Raw genomic sequence first — 19,552 nt, 5'->3', positions numbered from 1 at the left:
TGGACCGCGCGTCTCAGGGAACTCCAAGGAACGCCAGAGGGGGCGTGGAGGCGCCCGGCCGAAGCTGCCCCCATGACCGCCACCGCCCGCCCCCTCGTCCCGTCCGCCGCCCCCGTGCCCAGCGCCCCGGGCGAGCTCCTCGTCGCCGCCAGCGAGCTCCGCCGCCGCGTGGCCGCCGTCGAGGTCGTCATCCCCGTCTACAACGAGCAGGCCGGCCTGGTGGCGTCCATCGAGCGCCTCCACGCCTACCTCGACGAGCGCTTCCCCCTCCCCTGGCTGGTGACCATCGTCGACAACGCCAGCACCGACGCCACCTGGGGCCTGGCCTGCAAGCTGGCCCGCAGCATCGACGGGGTGCAGGCCCTCCGCCTACCGCTGAAGGGCCGGGGTCGGGCGCTGCGGGCGGCCTGGTCGGCGAGCCCCGCCCCGGTGGTGGCCTACATGGACGTCGACCTCTCGACCGACCTCGATGCCCTCCTCCCCCTGGTGGCCCCGCTGCTGTCGGGCCACAGCGACATCGCCATCGGCACCCGCCTCGCCTCGAGCTCCCGGGTGGTGCGTGGCCCGAAGCGCGAGGCGATCTCCCGCACCTACAACCTGATCCTGCGCACGGCCCTGCGCAGCGGCTTCTCCGATGCCCAGTGCGGCTTCAAGGCCGCCCGCAGCGACGTGGCCCGGGCGCTGCTGCCGCTGGTGGAGGACGAGGGCTGGTTCTTCGACACCGAGCTGCTGGTGCTGGCCGAGCACAACGGCCTGCGCATCCACGAGGTGCCGGTCGACTGGGTGGACGACCCGGACTCCCGGGTCGACATCGTGCAGACCGCCACCGACGACCTCAAGGGCGTCGGCCGGCTGCTCAACCGCTTCGCCCACGGCCAGGGTCGCATCGCCGCCGCCGACCGCGCCGGGCTGGCGGGGCTGCACCCGCTGCCGGACGAGCTGGGCGGCCAGCTGGTCCGCTTCGCCTCGGTGGGCCTGGCCAGCACCGTGGTCTTCGGCGTCCTGTTCGCCGCCCTGCTCCCCGCCCTCGGGGCGGTGGCTGCAGACCTGCTGGCCCTCGCCCTGTGCTCGGTGGCCAACACGGCCGCCCACCGCCACCTCACCTTCGCCGACCAGGGCGACGCCCGCCGGCCGCACCGCCGCCTCGGGGGCCTGGCCCTGGCGGCGCTCCCGCTGGCGCTGAACCTCGGCGCCCTCGCCGCGGCCGACGCCCTCGGCTGGGGCTCGACCCTCGGCCTGGTGGCGGCGCTCACCGTCGGCAACGCCCTCGCGGCAGGCGGGCGCTTCGTCCTCCTGCGGCGGCGCTTCGGCGGCGAGGCCGAGCCGACGGTGGCGGCGCCCGCTGCCGCCGGCACCGTCGACCTGACCCTGGTCGAGGGCGAGCGGTGAAGCGCCTCGCCCAGCTGGTCCGCTACGCCGCCGTCTCGGGCGTGGCCACGCTCACCAGCCTCACCCTGCTCGGCGTGCTGGTGGCCACCCGGACCCTGTCGCCCGGCTGGGCCAACCTGGTGGCCACCGCGGTGGGCACCGTGCCCTCGTTCGAGCTGAACCGCCGCTGGGTGTGGGGCCGCTCCGGCCAGCCCGCCTTCGCCACCGAGGTCCTCCCCTTCCTCGTCCTCTCCGGCGCCGGCCTCGGGCTGTCGACGGTGACCGTGGTCCTCACCGGCCACTGGGCCAGCGCCGCCGCCCTCGCCCCGGCGACCCGCACCCTGGCCGTGCAGGCCGCCAACCTCTGCGGCTTCGGCTTCGTGTGGGTGGCGCAGTTCTTCATCCTCGATCGGCTCCTCTTCGGGCGCGGGACGACCGCGCCGCAGGACGGCCTGGCCCGTGCCACCTAGGGGCGACGGCACGGTCGACGCCGGCGCCCTCCCCGACCGCCGCGCCCCGATCGGGCAGGATCGGCGGGACCGATCCCGCTGGCAGGTGCGACCCGTGACCCTCCGACTCCGACTCGTCCTCGCCCTGGTGGCCCTGTCGACCGTGGGCCTGGCCGTCTTCGGCGTCACCACCTACTCGCTATACCAGCGCTCGCTCGAGAGCCGGCTCGACGACCAGCTGCGCGCCACGCTGCCCCCGCTCAGCGGCCGGTTGGCCGCCGAGGCCAGCGGCGTCGACGACGGCCCGCTCTTCCCGTCCCGCAACGGTCCGGCGCCGGCGAGCTCGGGCGGCGACCAGCCCGGGGCCGGCTTCGGGTTCGACAACTACGCCGCGCTCATCTCCACCGACGGCAAGGTCCTGGCCCAGAACGAGCCCGTGGTGACCACCGCGCTGCCCGACCTGCCCGACGACCTCGCCGCCACCACCGGCAGCCGCATCTTCACCACCGGCTCGGCGAGCGGCTCGGGCGAGTGGCGGGTGCTGGTGCGGCCGCTGGCCGACCTCCGCAACGGGGCCGGCGCCCTCGACGAGAACCTCACCGGGGCGGTGGTCGTGGTGGCCACCCCCACCGCCGAGCTCGACGCCCAGATGAACCGGCTGCTCCAGATCGAGCTCGTCGCCGCCGGCGCCCTGCTGACCGCGCTGGCCGTGGGCGCCTGGCTCATCCTGCGCCGGGGCCTGCGCCCCCTCGAGCACATGGCGTCGTCGGCCTCCACCATCACCGCCGGCGACCTGTCCGAACGGGTCGCGCCCGCCGACGGCCGCACCGAGGTCGGCCAGCTCGGCCTGGCCCTCAACACCATGCTCGACGGCATCGAGGGCTCGTTCCGCGAGCGCGACGCCACCGAGCGGCGCCTGCGCCAGTTCCTGGCCGACGCCTCCCACGAGCTGCGCACGCCGCTCACGTCGATCCAGGGCTTCGCCGAGCTGTTCCGGTTGGGGGCCGGCAACGACAAGGTCGACCTGCCGGTGATCATGCGCCGAATCGAGCAGGAATCGAGCCGCATGAAGACCCTCGTCGAGGACCTCCTGCTGCTCGCCCGCCTCGACGAGACCCGGCCGTCGGCCTCCGAGCCCGTCGACCTCACCGTCCTCGCCGCCGACGCCTGCAGCGACGCGGTGGCCACCGCTCCCGATCGTGCCGTCACGCTCGACGCCGGCTCCCCGGTCATCGTCCGCGGCGACGCCGACCACCTCCGCCAGGCCATCGCCAACCTGGTCACCAACGCCGTGAAGCACACGCCGGCCGGCACGCCCATCGAGGTGGCCACCGCTGTCGACGGCGGCCGCGCCACCATCACCGTCCGCGACCACGGCGAGGGCATCTCGCCCGAGGCCGCCGCCCACGTCTTCGACCGCTTCTGGCAGGCCGACCGGGCCCGCGTCGGCGCCGGCAACGGCCTCGGCCTGGCCATCGTCGCCGGCATCGCCGAGGAGCACGGCGGCACCGCCTCCGTGGCCAACCACCCCGATGGCGGCGCCGCCTTCACCATCGACATCCCCCTCGCCGGCCGCCCCGCCACCCCCTGACCCCGCTCGCCGCAACTTGTGGGCCCACACCGCCGAAAACGGCGGCCTCCGCCCACAAGTTCGCTGGGGACGGGCCGTCGCACCCCCAACCCCCCGGCAACTTGTGGGCCCAGAGCGCCGAAAACGGCAGCCTCAGCCCACAAGTTCGACGGGGGCTGGGGGCGGGGCGAGGTGGTGGTGGTGGTGGGGCTACTCGGGGCGGGGGGAGAGCCAGGTGGCCTCGAGGGACTCGCGGCGCTCCTGCCACTCCTCGGCGGTGATGGCGTAGCGGACGTGGTCCTCCCAGACGCCGTTGATCTCGAGGTACCGCTCGGCCACGCCCTCGAGCCGGAGGTCGAGCTTCTCGACCACGCGGCGGCTGGCGGTGTTGCGGGGGATGATCGAGATCTGGAGCCGGTGCAGGTGCAGCTCCTCGAAGGCGAAGCGGGCCAGGACCACCACCGACTCGGGCATCAGCCCCAACCCGGCGTAGCGCTCGTCGATCCAGTAGCCCACGTAGGCGTTCTGGAACGGGCCGCGCTGGATGGACGAGAGGTTGATCTCGCCGCAGAACGCGCCGTCGGCGAAGATGCCGAACCCGAAGCCGGTGCCCAGCTGGCGCTCGCGGTGGCGGGCGCTGCAGCGGACGGCGAAGGCGTCGCGGTCCTCGGTGACGTCGGGCTGGTGGGCCAGGCGGGCCGGCTCCCACTTGGTGAGCCACTCGCCGCAGCGGTGGCGCACCTCGCGCCACGCGGCGAAGTCCGACAGGACGATGGGGCGCAGCATGACGCGCTGGCCGAAGAGGGTGCTCGATCGCTCCACGGGTGTGCCTCGGTCCCTGCTCCTCACCGTGCGTTCCGCAGGGCGTCGACGGTGGCGGGGTCCTCGAGCGACGAGAGGTCGCCCGGGTCGGCCCCGATGGTGGTGGCCCGGATGGCGCGGCGAACGACCTTGGCCGACCGCGTCTTGGGCAGCGCGTCGACGAAGCGGACGGCGCTGGGCTTGAACGACTTGCCGAGGGCCTCGGTGACGGTGGCCACCAGCTCGGCGCGCAGGTCCTCGGACTCGGCGGCGCCGGGGGCCAGCACGACGAAGCACCACAGCGCCTCGCCCTTGACCTCGTGGGGGATGCCGACGGCAGCGGCCTCGGACACCGCGGCGTGGGCCACGAGGGCGGACTCGACCTCGGCCGGGCCGAGCCGCTTGCCGGCGATCTTGATGGTGTCGTCGCTGCGGCCGCGGAGGTACCACTGGCCGTCCTCGATGAGCGCCCAGTCGCCGTGGACCCACACGTCGGGCCAGCGGTCCCAGTACGTCTCGAGGTAGCGCTCGGGTGCCTGCCAGAGGCCACGGGTCATGCCGGGCCACGGCTTGGTGCAGACCAGCTCACCGACCTGGCCGCGCACCGGCTGCCCGTGGTCGTCGAACACGTCGACCGCCATGCCGAGGGCGGGGCCGCCGAGCGTCATGGGCGTGAGGGCCTGGACCGGGTGGCACGAGAGGAAGCACGCGCCCACCTCGGTGCCCCCGCTGATGTTGATGATGGGGCAGCGCCCGCCGCCCACCACCTCGGCGAACCAGCGGTAGGGGTCCTCGTTCCACGGCTCGCCGGTGGAGCCGAGGATGCGCAGCGCCGAGAGGTCGTGGCGCCGGACCGGCTCGTCGCCGTGGGCCATCATCGAGCGCACCAGCGTGGGGCTGATCCCGAGGATCGTCACCCGGTGCGCCGCCAGGTAGGCCCAGAGCCGGTCGGTGTCGGGGAAGTCGGGTGCACCCTCGAACAGGCACAGGGTGGCGCCGTTCGCCAGCGCGCCCACCACCTCCCAGGGGCCCATGATCCAGCCGAAGTCGGCGAACCAGAACAGGCGGTCGCCGGGACGGCAGTCGAACTGGAAGGCCACCTCCTCGGCGATCTTCACGGTGAACCCGCCGTGGACGTGCACCGCGCCCTTGGGCTTGCCGGTGGTGCCCGAGGTGTAGGCGATGAACAGCGGGTGCTCGCTGTCGACCGCCACCGTGGCCACGCGCGGGGGCTCGCCGACCGGCGTGGCCGCAGGCCAGGGCAGCACGGAAGCCGCACCGTGCTCGGCCGGCTCGACGGGCCCGACCCGGGGCACCACCACCACCGTCTCGACCGAGGGCACGCGGCCGACGGCGTCGAGCGCGGTGGCCAGGGTGGGCACGACCTTGGCGCGGCGGTAGAAGCCGTCGGCGCACAGCAGGGCCTTGGCCCCGGCATCCTCGAGCCGCACGGCGATGGCCTCGGCGCCGTAGCCGGAGAACACCGGCAGGAAGATGGCCCCGAGCTTGGCCACCGCCATGGCGGCGACCACCGTCTCCACCAGCATCGGCAGGAAGATCCCGACCGCATCGCCCTGGCCGATGCCCCGCTCGCGGAGCAGGGCGGCCAGGCCGTCGACGTGGCGGTCGAGCTCGGCGTAGGTGAGCAGGCGGACCTCGCCGTCCTCACCCTCCCAACGGATGGCCTCGGCGTCGGGCGAGTCGGCGGCCCAGCGGTCGACGCAGGCGGCGGCCAGGTTCGTCTGGCCGCCGGTGAACCAGGTGGCCCACGGGATGCCCTTGGAGGTGTCGAGCACCTGCTCGTACGGCGTCGAGAACGGGATGCCCAGGAACTCCGTGGCGGCGCCCCAGAACCAGGCGGGATCCTCGATCGACCGCTCGACCAGCTCCGGGAAGGTGGCGATCCCGTGCCGGGCCTGGAAGCGCCCGACGTTGGTGTCGGCCACGGTGGCGGGATCGGGCTCCCAGATCGGCTCGCTCATCGGGTCGCACGGTAGCCGTCGCCCCCGCACCCGTCCGTTCCGGCACCCGACGGTGCCGGAACCTCGCCCGACGGCCGGTCAGAGCAGCGAGATCGCCAGCCCGTCGAGGATGTCGGCCTCGCTGACCACGACCTCCTCGAGGCCGAGCGTGCGGTAGATGGCCACCAGCGCGCAGCACCCGCCGACGATCACGTCGGCCCGCGCCTCCTCGAGGCCGGGGTTGTGGATGCGGTCGGCCCGGGGCTCGGTGGCCAGCGTGCGGAACACGTCCTCGGCGGCGTCGCGGGTGAGGGTGAAGTGGTGGATCGCGTCGCAATCGTACTCGGCGAGGCCCAGCTCGACCGCCGCCACGGTGTTCACCGTGCCGGCCAGCCCCAGGACCGTCTTGGCCTGGCCGACGTCGGGGATGTCGCGCAGCACGTCGTCGACCCAGGCCTCGGTGTAGCTGATGGCGGCGGTGAGGTCCTCCGGCGCCGGCGGGTCGGTGGTGAAGAACCGCTCGGTCAGCCGCACGCAGCCCACGTCGAGCGACAGCGCACCGGTGATGGCGCCCTCGGGCCCGGTGGTGCCGTAGACGAACTCCGTCGAGCCGCCGCCCAGGTCGAACACCAGGAAGGGGCCCTCGGCCGGGTCGAGGTCGGAGGTGGCGCCGAGGAACGACAGCCTGGCCTCGTCCTCGCCCGAGAGCAGCTCGGGGCGGACGCCCACCGCGGCCTCGGCGGCGTCGAAGAAGACGTCGCGGTTCGCCGCGTCGCGGCTGGCCGAGGTGGCCGTCATGCGGACCCGGCCAGCGGGCACGCCCAGGCGGTCCATCACCTCGCGGTACTCGGCCAACACGGCGACCGTGCGGTCGATGGCCTCCGGCACCAGGGAGCCGGCCTGGTCGACCCCCTGGCCGAGCCGGGTGATGCGCATCAGCCGCTCGACGGGCACCAGCGGGGCGCCGTCGGTGCCCGCCTCGGCCACCAGCAGGCGGGTGGAGTTGGTGCCGATGTCGATGGAGGCGACGCGATCAGTCATGGGCACCCGACTCTAGGAGCGCCCCACCACGAGCCGCCCCCGGCCGACGACTCGAACGGACCGGGCCGGGGCGGGCGTCAGCTGGGGCCGGCGTCGCCGTCGCCGGCGGCGAGGTGCTCGGCCACCCAGGCACCGACGGGGTCGGGGCCGCCGGCCAGCCACCAGCCGTAGTGGGCGTGCAGGCACTTGACCCCCACGCGGGTGCCGCCGACGCCGGCCGAGGGCCGCGGCCCGGCCCACCCCTCGGGCAGGTCGGCGTCGCGGTCGGCGGCGTAGGCGTCGTGGGCGGTGGCGATGACGTCGAGGCCGATCTCGTCCTCCACCCGGTGCACGCCGCCGCGGCTCTCGATGCGGCTGACCATGGTGCGCTCGGGCTCGCCCAGCAGCCAGTAGCGGGTGGGCATGGGCCGACCGTCGTCGAGCAGCGGGTGGTTGCGGATGACCACGGGCGACCCGTCGTGGCGGTGGCGCACCACGACGGTGAAGCGGCCCTTCGGCTCGCGCCCGAGCAGGGCGGTCACCGCGACGACGTCGGCCTCGGAGGGCTCGTCGGCCACCACCACGGTGGCCGGCATCGGGTCGCTCATGGCGTCGACCCTACCGAGGCCTGCGGCGACGTCAGGAGGTGGCCCAGATGAGCACCTCGGCGCCGTCGGGGCCAGCGGTGAGCTGCGGGCTCCCGGCTCCCGTCAGGCGCACGGCATCGCCCTCGGCGAGGGCGCCGGCGCCGGCCAGCGAGGCGGTGCCCCGGGCGACGAAGACGTGGGCGTGGCGGTCGTCGGGCACCGCGACGACCTCGCCGGAGCGCAGCCGTCCGCCCCAGAGCACCGCCCCGGACTGGGCGATGGAGATGGCGGCGTCGTGGCCCTTGCCGCTGGCGATCGGCACCAGCCCGCCCTTGTCCAGCTCGGCGTTGATGTCGAGCTGCTCGTAGCCGGCGTCGAGCCCCGAGGTGTCCGGCGGGACCCACATCTGCACGAAGTGGACGGTGTCGTCGCCGTTGTTCTTCTCGGAGTGCCAGATGCCGCGCCCCGCCGTCATCCGCTGGGCCAGGCCCGGATAGATCTCGCCCTTGTTGCCGAGGGTGTCCTTGTGCTCGAGGCGGCCCTCCAGCACCCAGGTGATGATCTCCATGTCCTGGTGCGGGTGGGTGTCGAAGCCGGTGTAGGGCGCCACCCGGTCGTCGTTGCTCACCAGCAGCAGCCCGTGGTGGGTGTTCCGGGGGTCGTGGTGGTGTCCGAAGCTGAAGCTGTGGCTCGAGTCGAGCCAGCCGGCGTCGGTGTGGGGCCGGGTCCGAGCGGGCCGGACGTCGATCGTGGGGGCAGCCATGGTGGGCTCCTTCGAGCAAGTAGTTGCGTATGCAAATACCTGGAACCGGCGGGTGGCCCCACGCATTCCCGTGCGCCGCTGCCGGCCGGATCGAACCCCGGCTCGCCACCAGCCCAGCGCCGCCCGACGCCGCCCGGGATCAGTAGCTCTTGGGCAGGCCGAGGACCTGGGTGGCGACGTAGGCCTGCACCAGCTCCTGGCTGACCGGGGCCAGGCGCATGAGCCGGGCCTCGCGCCAGTAGCGCTCGACGTCGTACTCGGCGGCGTAGCCCATGCCGCCGAGGGTCTGCACCGCCTGGTCGGCCGCTGCGTAGCCGGCCTCGGCGGCCAGGAACTTGGCGGTGTTGGCGGCCTCGCCGCAGGGCAGGCCGCGGTCGTAGCGCCACGCCGCCTCCCGGACCGCCAGCTCGGCGGCGCGCAGCTCCATGTGGGCCCGGGCCAGCGGGAAGGCGATGCCCTGGTTCTGGCCGATGGGCCGGTCGAACACCACCCGCTCCCCCGCGTAGGCCACGGCCCGGCGCAGGGCGGCCCGGCCGGTGCCGAGCGCCTCGGCGGCGATCAGGATGCGCTCGGGGTTGAGCCCGTCGAGCAGGTACCGGAAGCCCTCGCCCTCCTCCCCCACCCGGTCGGCCACCGCGACCGGCAGGTCGTCGTAGACCACCTCGCAGGACACCACCGCGTTGCGGCCCGCCTTGGCGATGGGCGTGATCTCGACCTCGGGCCGCTGGAGGTCGGCGAGCAGCAGCGTCATGCCGTCGGTCGGTCGGCCGGCGTCCCCTCGGGGCGACGTGCGCACCAGGAGCAGCACCTTCTCGCAGTACGGGGCCTTGGTGGTCCAGACCTTCCGGCCCCGCACCAGGTAGTGCGACCCGTCGGCGGCGAGGGTGGCCCGGGTGGTGATGCGCGAGGTGTCGGTGCCGGCGTCGGGCTCGGTGACGCCGAACGCCACGTGCAGCTCGCCCGACGCCACCTGCGGCAGGACCCGCTGCTGCAGCTCCGGGGAGCCGTGCTTGACCACCGGTCCCATGCCGAAGATCGACAGGTGGATGGCCGACGCCCCGTTCATCGCTGCGCCGGAGGCCGCCACCTCCTCGACCACGATGCTGGCCTCGGTGATGCCCCGACCGCCGCCGCCGAAGGCCTCGGGGATGGCGATGCCGATCCAGCCGCCGGCGGCCATGGCCCGGTAGAAGTCCCACGGGAACTCGTGCTCGGCGTCGCAGCGCCGCCAGTACTCGTCGGGGAAGTCGGCGCAGACCCGCCGGACGCCGTCGCGGATGGCGTCGTGGTCGGGGTCGCTCGAGAAGTCCATCGGGCGACGGTACGCCCCGGTGTCAGGGGGCGCCGAAGGCCCGTTCGACGCCGGTGAAGGGCCAGGTGCCGGGCAGCCCGATGGGATCGGTCTGCGTCGGCAGGACGTTGACGATCTCCTCGCCCGGCTGCTTCATGTTGAAGTCCTCCCGGGCCTGCTTCTCGATCTCCTTGTCGGTCTCGAGCCGGCGGGCTTGGTCCTCGACCACCTTGCGCTGGGCCTGGACCTCGCGCAGCTCCGACTCCGCCTTCGACGTGGACGCCCGCTGCGCCAGCAGGGTCTGGCCCGGGAACAGGGCCACGTACATGACGCCGACGGCCATGACCGTGGCCACCAGGGCGCCGACCACCCGACGGCGGCGCTGGGCCCGCGCCTGGTTGCGGCGGCGCCGATCGCCTTCGCGCTGGCCCCGCACGCCGTCGACTCGCCCGAGGGCGCGGCGCCCGGCCGCACCGTCGGCACGGCCAGCAGGACGACGGGTGGCTGCGGCGCGGGAGCTCGGCTTGGCCGCCGAACGGGCCGGACCGCGGGCAGCAGCCGGCTTCGATCGCGCGGCCGGGGCGGCCTTGGCCCGAGCCGGTGCCGGGCGGGCCCGCCCGGCGGCGGGTGCCGCGGCCTTGGCCCGGCCGGCGGCCGCGGGCTTGGCCCGCCCCGACGACGAGGAGGCGGGCTTGGGTCGACCGGCGGGCGCGGGGCGCGCTCGACCGGCGGCCGGCGGCCGGGAGGGCCGGGCCGGGGGTCGAGCGGGCTTCCGCCGGTCGTCGGCCATCAGCGGCGGACGCCTCGGGCCAGCGCAGCCGCACCCGGGAACGAGGCGGCGTCGCCGAGCTGCTCCTCGATGCGCAGGAGCTGGTTGTACTTGGCCACGCGATCGCTGCGGGCCGGGGCGCCGGTCTTGATCTGGCCGCAGTTGAGGGCGACGGCGAGGTCGGCGATGGTGGCGTCCTCGGTCTCGCCCGAGCGGTGCGACATGACCGCGGTGTAGCCCGAGCGGTTGGCCAGCGTCACGGCGTCGATGGTCTCGGTGAGCGAGCCGATCTGGTTGACCTTCACGAGGATCGAGTTGGCCACGCCGGCCTCGATGCCCCGGGCCAGGCGGCTGGTGTTGGTGACGAACAGGTCGTCGCCCACCAGCTGCACCTTGGAGCCGATGCGGTCGGTGAGGGCCTTCCAGCCGTCCCAGTCCTCCTCGTCCATGCCATCCTCGATGGACACGATCGGGAAGCGCTCACACAGGTCGGCCCAGTAGTCGGCCATCTGCTCGGGGGTGAGGCTGCGGTCCTCGCCGGCCAGGACGTAGGCGCCGTCGTGGAAGATCTCGCTGGTGGCGGGGTCGAGGGCGATGGCGATGTCGTCGCCGGGGGTGAAGCCGGCGGCCTCGATGGCGGAGATGAGCAGCTCGACGGGCTCGGCGTTGCTGGCCAGGTTCGGGGCGAAGCCGCCCTCGTCGCCCACCGCGGTGGAGAGGCCCTTGTCGGCCAGCTGCTTCTTGAGCACGTGGTACACCTCGGTGCCCCAGCGCAGCGCCTCGGAGAAGCTCGCCGCGCCCACCGGCATGACCATGAACTCCTGGAAGTCCACGTTGTTGTCGGCGTGGGCGCCGCCGTTGAGGACGTTCATCATGGGCACCGGGAGCACGTGGGCGTTGGTGCCGCCCACGTGGCGGTAGAGGGGGATCTCGAGCTCGTCGGCCGCGGCCTTGGCCACCGCCAGCGAGACGCCGAGGATGGCGTTGGCGCCGAGGCGGGCCTTGTTGTCGGTGCCGTCGAGGTCGAGCAGCAGGCGGTCGACGCCGCGCTGGTCGAGGGCGTCCTGGCCCACCAGCTCCTCGCGGACCTCGCCGTTGACGTTCGACACGGCGATGGACACGCCCTTGCCGCCGAAGCGGGGGCCCCCGTCGCGGAGCTCGACGGCCTCGAACTGCCCGGTGGACGCACCGGACGGCACCGCGGCGCGACCCATGGCGCCGGAGTCGAGGACGACCTCGACCTCGACGGTGGGGTTTCCGCGCGAGTCGAGGATCTCCCGGCCGATGACGTGCTCGATGGTGCTCATGGTCGGTGTGGGGCTCCTGTTGCTGGTGGGGAAACGGTACACGGGGGTCTCCCCCGCGCAGGGGACACCTTCGCCCCGCAGCCCACTGGACCGACCCCCTCCCACGCAAGTGGACCGCGCCCGAGGAGGCGCCGGGCGCTCAGCCCTCCAAGAGCTGGGCGCGGTCGCGCAGGTGGGTGGCGGCGGTGCGCAGGGCGGCCTCGGGGTCCACGTCGGCGGACCGGGCCAGGTTCACCGCGGCCAGCAGCAGCGTGCCGATGGTGGCGTCGGTGGCCTCGGCCTGGGCGGCGGCCATCGCGGCGTCGAGCGGGCCCGGGTCGAGCGCCGGGTCGAGGCCGAGGCCGGCCGCCTTCTTGGTGACCTTGGTGGCGTGCAGCAGCGCAGGCAGCGTGGCCGGGATGCCGTCGAAGATCGAGGCCCGCCCCTTCTCGGCCTTCTTGATCTGCTCCCAGTTGGCCACGACGTCGTCGGCCCCGTCGACCTCCACCAGCCCGAACACGTGGGGGTGGCGGTGGACCAGCTTGTCGTGGACGCCACGGGCCACCTCGGCCAGGCCGAACTCGCCCTCCTCGGTGGCCAGGGTGGTGTGGAACACGATCTGGAAGAGGAGGTCGCCCAGCTCCTCCTCGAGGTGGGCCCAGGCCTCGGGGGCCACGTCGGGCCCGCCGTCGCCCACCTCGTCGAGCGCCTCGAGCACCTCGTAGGTCTCCTCGAGCAGGTGCCGGGCCAGGCTGGCGTGGGTCTGCTCGGCGTCCCAGGGGCACTCGGCCCGCAGGGTGGCCACCAGCTCCACGAAGGCGGCCACCTCGCCGGCCACCGGCGACGCCAGCGACGGCACGTAGACCGACGTGAGGTGGTCGGGCTCGAAGCTGCGGTCGAGGTCGGCCCACTCGACCGTGGTGACCGACTCGTCGGGCAGGCCCAGGCGCTGCAGGACCACCACCGGTTCGGTGGGCGGGTCGTCGACGGCCAGCTTCACGTCGGAGAGCACCCGGCGGTTGTGGCAGTGCGCCACCAGCAGCGGGCCCCGCTGCCCGGCGGCGGCGATGGCGAACCGGTGGCCGTCGACGAGGCGCACGCCCTGCTCGTAGGGGTCGACGCCGAGGCGCACCCAGGCCAGGTCGGTGAACGACAGGCCGGCCAGCACCTGCAGCTCGATGGTGCCGGCCGCCGCCTCGGCGTCGAGGAAGTCGACCGTGCGCTCCAGCACCCGGGGCGAACCGGGCACGGCGTAGAGCACGTCGCCGTGCTCGGTGGCCGCCGCCACCAGGTCGGCGGTGATGCGGCGGTACACCTCCTCGAAGGTGTCCTCGGCCTCGTAGTGGTGATCGAAGGTGGTCGCCCCGCCCACCAGGGAGGCTGACGGGTGGCGCTCGGTGCGCAGGAAGCGGACGGGCGTGGCGGCGATGGCGGCCAGCACGCCGGCCGTGACGAGCGAGGGGTCGCCCGGGCCGAGCCCGACGACCACCACCCGGGGCGTGGTCACGACCGGCCCGGGCTCAGGACCCGGCGCCGGCGGGCGCGCCCGCTGCGGGGTCGACCGTGGTGGACGGCGTGCTGCCGTCGCTCTCGAACGCCACCGCAGCCGGGTCGGTGGGGGCGACGACCTGGCCGCTCTTGACGTCCCAGGTGCCGTAGCGGGAGTCGACGGTGACCTTGGCCCGATCGGTGGCCTCGTCCAGGGCCTTGGTGAGGACCTTCTCCTGGGCGGCGGTGGCCGCCTGCGCGGCCGTGTCGGGGATCGACTGGGCCAGCTGCGGGCGCAGGTCCGCGTACGTCGGCACCTTGACCGATCCCACGGCGAGCACCAGGAACTGGTTGGTCTGGTAGGGCGCAGGGCCGAGGACGGTGCCGGCCTTGGCCGTGGCCGCCTCGGGGAAGAGGCCCTCGGCGTCGGCTCGGGCCAGGCACTGCTCCTGGTCGGCGGAGGTGGGCTCCACGCTCAGGTCCTTGGCCACGGTGGCGGCGTCCTCCCCCGCCTTCAGGCGGGTGACGGCCTGGGCTCCGGTGGCCTCGTCGGCAGCGACGATGCCCTTCACGCACAGCTGGGTGTAGCTCCCCACCTGCTGCTGGAAGGCCGCCTGCAGGGTCTGCTCGTAGGCCGCGGCCGCCTTCTCCTGGTCGGCCTTCGAGACGGGGGCGGTGGCCTCGATGGCGGCGGTGATCCCGGCCACCTCGATGTCGTCGTCGAGGAAGCCCTTGGGCACGTCGGCGAGCTTCAGGCCGTTGTCGGTCAGCTGCTGCTGCTCGACCTGCTCCTTCGCCGCGGCCTTCTGGGCCGCGGTGACCTTGACGCCGGTGATGCGCAGCGCGCCTCGGTAGATCTCGAGCCGGACCAGGCGGTTCAGCTGGGTGGTGGCGCCCGCGGTGCCGAGCGAGGCGCTGGTGTCGCCCCGGTAGGGCGCGCTCGGCATCGACCCGGGCGGCGTAGTCGGCCTTGGAGATCACCTGCTCGCCCTTCTCCTGGGCGGCGAGGCGCTGCTTCTCGATGATGGGCTCGAGCTTGTCGAGGTACTCGAGCTGCAGCTCGACCGCCGCCTCGACCTCGGAACGGGAGATGTCGTGGCCGTTCACGGTGGCCGCAGGGGTCTGGCCCACGGGCCCGATGCCCTCGCAGGCGGTGGCGCCCGCCACGACGAGGAGGGCGACGCCCAGGAGGCGGGCACGGCGGAAGGAGGTGCGACGGCGTTCCACGAGGACAGGATGCTACGCGCCCCCGACGGCGCGGCAATCGGCACCCGGGCCCGCGCGCGGCCGAGCGCCGGGCCCGCCGGCGGCCGGCGGACGTCCTGGCGTGCCGCTCCCCGGCGGCCACCGCCCGGCCACCCGGGCGCCACCGGGCCGACACCGGCCGTGGGTTCCGGCTAGAAACGGCACCGAACGAGAACGCGTTCTCGTTCCAGGGGAACGGGCACCACAGGGAGCAGGGGCATGACCGAGGCGACGTCCACCGACACCACCGCGAGCGCGACCGACGAGGTGCCAGCGGGACAGATGGCCCCGAACGGCCACATCACCACCACCACGCGCGACAGCGCCGAGCTGGGCCGCCGGATCGGCACCTGGCTGGCGGGCAAGCTGCCCGCCGGAGCGGAGCCCGAGGTGTGCGAGGTGCTCAAGCCCGAGGGCAACGGCATGTCGAGCGAGACCCTCCTCTTCACCGCCCGCTGGACCGAGGGCGGCGCGCCCACCGAGCGGCGGTTCGTGGCGCGCATCGAGCCGGAGCTCGACAAGATCCCCGTCTTCCCCACCTACGACCTGCAGCTGCAGTTCGACGTCATGCGCATCGTCGGCGAGGCCACCGACGTCCCGGTGCCGGAGACGCTCTGGTACGAAGCCGACCCGGCGGTGATCGGCGCCCCGTTCTTCGTCATGGCCCGCATCGACGGGCGGGTCCCCCGGGACGTGCTGCCCTACACGTTCCCCGACCCCAACTGGGTCCTCGACGCCAGCGCCGAGGAGCGGGCCCACCTCCAGCAGTCGGCCGTCACCGCCCTGGCCGGCGTGCACGAGGTCACCGTCGACACCCACGACCTCGGCTTCCTGGCCTACGACCTGCCCGGTGAGACCTCCATCGAGCGGCACCTGGCCTGGTGGGACGGCTACCACGACTGGGTCGTCGGCGACGAGCGCTCCCAGCTGCTCGACGACTGCTTCACCTGGCTCCGCGCCAACCTGCCGGTCGAGGGCGTCGACTGCAGCGGCCCCCGCCTCTCGTGGGGCGACGCCCGCATCGGCAACATGATGTTCGACGGGTTCGACGTCAACGCCGTGCTCGACTGGGAGATGGCGGCCATCGGCCCCGCCGAGATCGACCTCGGCTGGATGACGTACCTGCACCTCTTCTTCCAGGACCTCACCACCAGCTACGACGCCCCCGGCCTGCCCGACTTCATGCGGCCCGCCGAGGTCGCCGCCGCCTACGAGGCCGCCTCGGGCCGCACGCCGGGCAACCTCAAGTGGCACATCGCCTACGCCGCCATGCGCCACGGCGTGATCATGCGCCGCGTCACGGAGCGCTCGGTCCTCTTCGGCGAGGCCGTCCGCCCCGCCGACCTCGACGAGATGATCATCCACCGCAGCACCCTCGTCGCCATGCTCGACGGCTCCTACTGGCCCGCCCTCGGCCTCTGACCCCGCCCACCCCCGGAACTCGTCGCAGTTGGCCGACGCCACGGTCGACGACTGCGACAAGTTCGGAGCTGGGGTGCGTGGCGCCGTCGGTCAGGCCTCGGTGGTGGGGGGGACGAGCTGGCGGAGGAGGTCGACGATGGTGCCGGCGAGGTCGGGGGTCTTGGGGATCGGGAAGATCACCTGGCCCTGCTCCTCCTTGTAGACCGCGCCCTTGAACAGCCGCTCGAGGCGGATGGTCTGGCTGGTCTTGAGGTGCAGCGGGGAGACCCGGCACGTCCAGGCCGGTCCGCCGAAGGCGGGGCCCTTGGTGACGTTGATCTCGCGGGCGCCGATGCGGTGGGCCTCGACGCGCAGCCTCGCCACGTCGAGCAGCCTCGCGGCGGCCTCGGGCACGGGGCCGAAGCGGTCCTCCCACTCGGCCCGGATGTCGTCGACCTCCTGGTCGGTGCGCACCTCGGCCAGGCGGCGGTACGCCTCCAGGCGCAGCTCCTCCTTGGGCACGTAGTCGGCCGACAGGTTGGCGTCGAGCGGCAGGTCCAGCTTGACCTCGGCCGGCGGGCGGACCGGCTCGCCCTTGAGCTCCTGCACCGCCTCGTGGACCATCTGGACGTAGAGGTCGTAGCCCACCGCCGCGATGTGGCCGCTCTGGCCGGTGCCCAGCAGCGAGCCGGCGCCGCGGATCTCGAGGTCGCGCATGGCGATGCGGAAGCCCGAACCCAGCTCGGTGGCCTCGCCGATGGTCTTCAGCCGCTCGTAGGCCTCCTCGCTGAGCCGCATGTCCTGCGGGTGGAAGAGGTACGCGTAGGCCCGCTGGCCCGACCGGCCCACCCGGCCCCGCAGCTGGTGGAGCTGGCCCAGGCCCAGGCGGTCGGCCCGGTCGACCACGAGGGTGTTCACCGTGGGCATGTCGATGCCGCTCTCGATGATGGTGGTGCACACCAGCACGTCGAACTGGCCCTCCCAGAAGTCGAGGACCACCTTCTCGAGCGTGCCCTCGTCCATCTGGCCGTGGGCCACCGCCACCCGGGCCTCGGGGACCAGCTCGCGCAGCTTGGCCGCGGTGAGCTCGATGTCCTTGACCCGGTTGTGCACGAAGAACACCTGGCCCTCGCGCAGCAGCTCCCGACGGATGCTCTCGGCCACGGCGCGGTCGTCGTACTCGCCGACGTAGGTGAGGATCGGCTGGCGCTCGGCCGGCGGCGTGTTGAGCAGGGTGAGGTCGCGGATGCCCGTGAGGCTCAGCTCCAGGGTCCGCGGGATCGGCGTGGCCGAGAGCGTCAGCACGTCGACGTTGGTGGTGAACTGCTTGATCTGCTCCTTGTGGCTCACCCCGAAGCGCTGCTCCTCGTCGACGATCAGCAGGCCGAGGTCCTTGAACTGGATGTCCTGCGACAGCAGGCGGTGGGTGCCGATGACCACGTCGACGTCGCCCGAGGTGACGTCGGCGGCCACCTGCCGGGACTGCGACGGCGTGAGGAACCGGCTCATGACCTCGACCCGCACGGGGAACGGGGCGAAGCGATCGCTGAAGGTCTGGAAGTGCTGGGTGGCGAGCAGCGTGGTGGGCACCAGCACGGCCACCTGCTTGCCGTCCTGCACCGCCTTGAACGCGGCGCGCAGGGCGACCTCGGTCTTGCCGAAGCCGACGTCGCCGCAGACCAGGCGGTCCATGGGGGTCTCGGCCTCCATGTCGGCCTTGACCTCTTCGATGGCCTTGAGCTGGTCGGGCGTCTCCCGGAACGGGAAGCTCTCCTCCAGCTCGCGCTGCCACGGGGTGTCCTGCGGGAAGGCGTGTCCCTCGCTGTGCAGGCGGGTCTGGTAGAGCACCACCAGCTCCTGGGCCACCGCGTCGACCTCGGCCTTGACCCGGGCCTTGCTCTTGTTCCAGTCGCCGCCGCCCAGCTTCGAGAGGCTGGGCGAGTCGCCGCCGCTGTAGTGGCGGACGGCGTCGATCTGGTCGCTGGGGACGTAGAGCTTGTCGGCACCGCGGTAGTCGAGCAGCAGGTAGTCCCGCTCCACCCCGCCGATGGCCCGCTTGACCATGCCCTGGAAGCGGCCGACGCCGTGCTGGTGGTGGACCACGTAGTCGCCGACGGTGAGCCCGTCGAAGAAGCCGGCGGTGTCGCGCTTGCGGGGCCGGGGCGCCCGGTGGGCCCGGCGCCGGCCGGTGAAGTCGGACTCGGCGAGGATCGCCAGCTTGGCGCCGGTGAGCACGCAGCCGCGGTCGAGCGAGCCGACCTCGACCGGCAGCTCCAGGCCCTGGTCGCGGAGCACGTCGCCGAGGCGCAGGGCCGAGCCCTCGCCCTCGGCGGCGACCACGACCCGATAGCCCTGGTCGAGCAGGTCGCGCAGCTGGCGGACCAGCCCCTCGCCGTCGCCGACGACGGGGTTCCACCCGGTGGCCGCCACGGTGGCGACGTCGGGCCCGTCGGGCGTGACGGTAACGGTCCACACCGGCACCGAGGTGGCGGCGAACAGCTCGCCGAACTCGCTGTGCAGGCGGGGGAAGGTGCGGTCGGGACCGACCTCCCACGTGCGCGCCAGCGAGGCGGCCAGGTCCGCCTCCTCGGCCAGGATGTCCTCGGCCCGGTCCCGCAGGCGGCGCGGCTCCACCACCAGCACCAACCCCTCGTCGGGCAGCAGGTCGACGATGGTGCGCTGGTCGTCGGTGAGCCAGGGCAGCCAGCTCTCCATGCCGTCGAAGATCTGCCCCTCCGACAGGCGCTCCCACTGCTCGCGGCCCCACGGCTCGCTGGCCATGAGCCCCTCGGCTCGGGCCCGCACCTCGTCGGTGGGCAGCAGCTCCCGGGCGGGGAACACCTCCACCTGGTCCAGGTCGTCGGTGGAGCGCTGGTCGCTGACCGAGAAGGCGGTGAGGCGGTCGACCTCGTCGCCCCACAGGTCGATGCGGATGGGACCGTCGGCGGTGGCGCCGAACACGTCGACGATCGAGCCACGGACCGCGAACTCGCCCCGGTGCTCCACCTGGCTCTCGCGCCGGTAGCCGGCCATGCCCAGCCACTCGGTGAGCGCCGCCTGGTCCCGCTGCTCGCCCGTCCTCACCACGAGCGGTTCGGTGTGGTCGACGTGGGGGCCGAGGCGCTGCACCAGCGCCCGCACCGGCGCCACCACCACGGCGGGGCGACGGCCGGCCTGGCCGAGCCGCCAGATGGTGCGCATGCGGCGGCCCATGGTCTCGGTGCCGGGGCTCACCCGCTCGAACGGCAGCGTCTCCCAGGCCGGGAACAGCTCGACGTCATCCGGGCCGAGGAACGTGGCCAGGTCGTGGGCCAGCCGCTCGGCGTCGGCCGTCGTGGGCGTGGCCACCAGGATCGGGCGGCGGGACCCCACCGTGGCCAGCCCGGCGATGGTGATCGGGCGCGCCGGCTCCGGCACGGCCAGCACCGCGGCCTGGCGACCCAGCACCTGCAGGAGGGCCGGCTCGTCACGGAGGAGCAGCGGGAGGTCGGTGAGGGCCATGGGGTCCTTCGTGGGAGGGGCACGCGCGAAGCCGGCCCCCGATGCGCCAGCA

General features: G+C 73.7%; 15 protein-coding genes. 4 read left to right on the top strand and 11 right to left on the bottom strand.

Features of this window, described 5'->3' with window-relative positions:
* Positions 1 to 72: 72 nt before the first annotated feature.
* The 3 genes from KSP35_RS22390 (at position 73) to KSP35_RS22380 (ending at position 3,408) form a co-directional block, all read left to right on the top strand.
* Positions 73 to 1,389, top strand: coding sequence for a dolichyl-phosphate beta-glucosyltransferase (locus KSP35_RS22390; protein ID WP_216997976.1), 1,317 nt, complete (start codon positions 73 to 75; stop codon positions 1,387 to 1,389).
* The gene (locus KSP35_RS22385; RefSeq protein ID WP_216997975.1) at positions 1,386 to 1,838 is read left to right on the top strand and encodes a GtrA family protein; all 453 of its coding nucleotides are present in this window, start codon (positions 1,386 to 1,388) and stop codon (positions 1,836 to 1,838) included. Before KSP35_RS22390 ends, KSP35_RS22385 begins: the two co-directional genes overlap by 4 nt.
* A 94-nt stretch (positions 1,839 to 1,932) precedes the next feature.
* A complete protein-coding gene (locus KSP35_RS22380) occupies positions 1,933 to 3,408 on the top strand; it encodes a HAMP domain-containing sensor histidine kinase (RefSeq protein ID WP_216997974.1) in 1,476 nt (491 codons plus the stop codon).
* 189 nt (positions 3,409 to 3,597) lie between these two features.
* Here the strand turns inward: KSP35_RS22380 and KSP35_RS22375 are convergent, their stop codons facing one another.
* The 10 genes from KSP35_RS22375 to KSP35_RS22330 form a co-directional block, all read right to left on the bottom strand.
* Positions 3,598 to 4,209 (bottom strand): GNAT family N-acetyltransferase, encoded by a 612-nt coding sequence (locus tag KSP35_RS22375; RefSeq protein ID WP_216997973.1) that lies wholly within the window; start codon positions 4,207 to 4,209, stop codon positions 3,598 to 3,600.
* A 23-nt stretch (positions 4,210 to 4,232) separates the two neighbouring features.
* Entirely contained in the window at positions 4,233 to 6,170 is a 1,938-nt protein-coding gene (locus KSP35_RS22370; protein WP_216997972.1) for an AMP-binding protein, read from the bottom strand.
* Positions 6,171 to 6,248: 78 nt separating this feature from the next.
* The gene (locus tag KSP35_RS22365) at positions 6,249 to 7,190 is read right to left on the bottom strand and encodes a Ppx/GppA phosphatase family protein (RefSeq protein WP_216997971.1); all 942 of its coding nucleotides are present in this window, start codon (positions 7,188 to 7,190) and stop codon (positions 6,249 to 6,251) included.
* A 77-nt stretch (positions 7,191 to 7,267) separates the two neighbouring features.
* On the bottom strand, positions 7,268 to 7,777 hold the full coding sequence (locus KSP35_RS22360) for a DUF501 domain-containing protein (protein WP_216997970.1): 510 nt from the start codon (positions 7,775 to 7,777) through the stop codon (positions 7,268 to 7,270).
* Between the two features lie 31 nt (positions 7,778 to 7,808).
* Positions 7,809 to 8,519 (bottom strand): pirin-like bicupin family protein, encoded by a 711-nt coding sequence (locus KSP35_RS22355; RefSeq protein ID WP_216997969.1) that lies wholly within the window; start codon positions 8,517 to 8,519, stop codon positions 7,809 to 7,811.
* Between the two features lie 139 nt (positions 8,520 to 8,658).
* Positions 8,659 to 9,831, bottom strand: a complete 1,173-nt coding sequence (locus KSP35_RS22350) for an acyl-CoA dehydrogenase family protein (RefSeq protein WP_216997968.1) — start codon at positions 9,829 to 9,831, stop codon at positions 8,659 to 8,661.
* A gap of 22 nt (positions 9,832 to 9,853) precedes the next feature.
* Positions 9,854 to 10,246: a septum formation initiator family protein gene (locus tag KSP35_RS22345; protein ID WP_216997967.1), complete on the bottom strand. Its 393-nt coding sequence runs from the start codon at positions 10,244 to 10,246 to the stop codon at positions 9,854 to 9,856.
* A 353-nt stretch (positions 10,247 to 10,599) separates the two neighbouring features.
* Positions 10,600 to 11,886, bottom strand: coding sequence for a phosphopyruvate hydratase (gene eno / locus KSP35_RS22340; RefSeq protein ID WP_216997966.1), 1,287 nt, complete (start codon positions 11,884 to 11,886; stop codon positions 10,600 to 10,602).
* A gap of 139 nt (positions 11,887 to 12,025) precedes the next feature.
* On the bottom strand, positions 12,026 to 13,372 hold the full coding sequence (locus KSP35_RS22335; protein ID WP_216997965.1) for a MazG family protein: 1,347 nt from the start codon (positions 13,370 to 13,372) through the stop codon (positions 12,026 to 12,028).
* Positions 13,373 to 13,385: 13 nt separating this feature from the next.
* Entirely contained in the window at positions 13,386 to 14,300 is a 915-nt protein-coding gene (locus KSP35_RS22330; RefSeq protein WP_216997964.1) for a hypothetical protein, read from the bottom strand.
* A gap of 517 nt (positions 14,301 to 14,817) precedes the next feature.
* Here KSP35_RS22330 and KSP35_RS22325 point away from each other — a divergent pair.
* Positions 14,818 to 16,020, top strand: coding sequence for a phosphotransferase family protein (locus tag KSP35_RS22325; protein WP_216997963.1), 1,203 nt, complete (start codon positions 14,818 to 14,820; stop codon positions 16,018 to 16,020).
* A 90-nt stretch (positions 16,021 to 16,110) separates the two neighbouring features.
* Here the strand turns inward: KSP35_RS22325 and mfd are convergent, their stop codons facing one another.
* Entirely contained in the window at positions 16,111 to 19,500 is a 3,390-nt protein-coding gene (mfd, locus tag KSP35_RS22320) for a transcription-repair coupling factor (RefSeq protein WP_216997962.1), read from the bottom strand.
* Positions 19,501 to 19,552 lie beyond the last annotated feature (52 nt).

Source organism: Aquihabitans sp. G128 (assembly GCF_019048865.1).
Classification (GTDB): Bacteria; Actinomycetota; Acidimicrobiia; order Acidimicrobiales; family Iamiaceae; genus Aquihabitans.
Note: the sequence above shows the minus strand (reverse complement) of the source record. Positions and strands in the feature narration are given on the sequence as shown.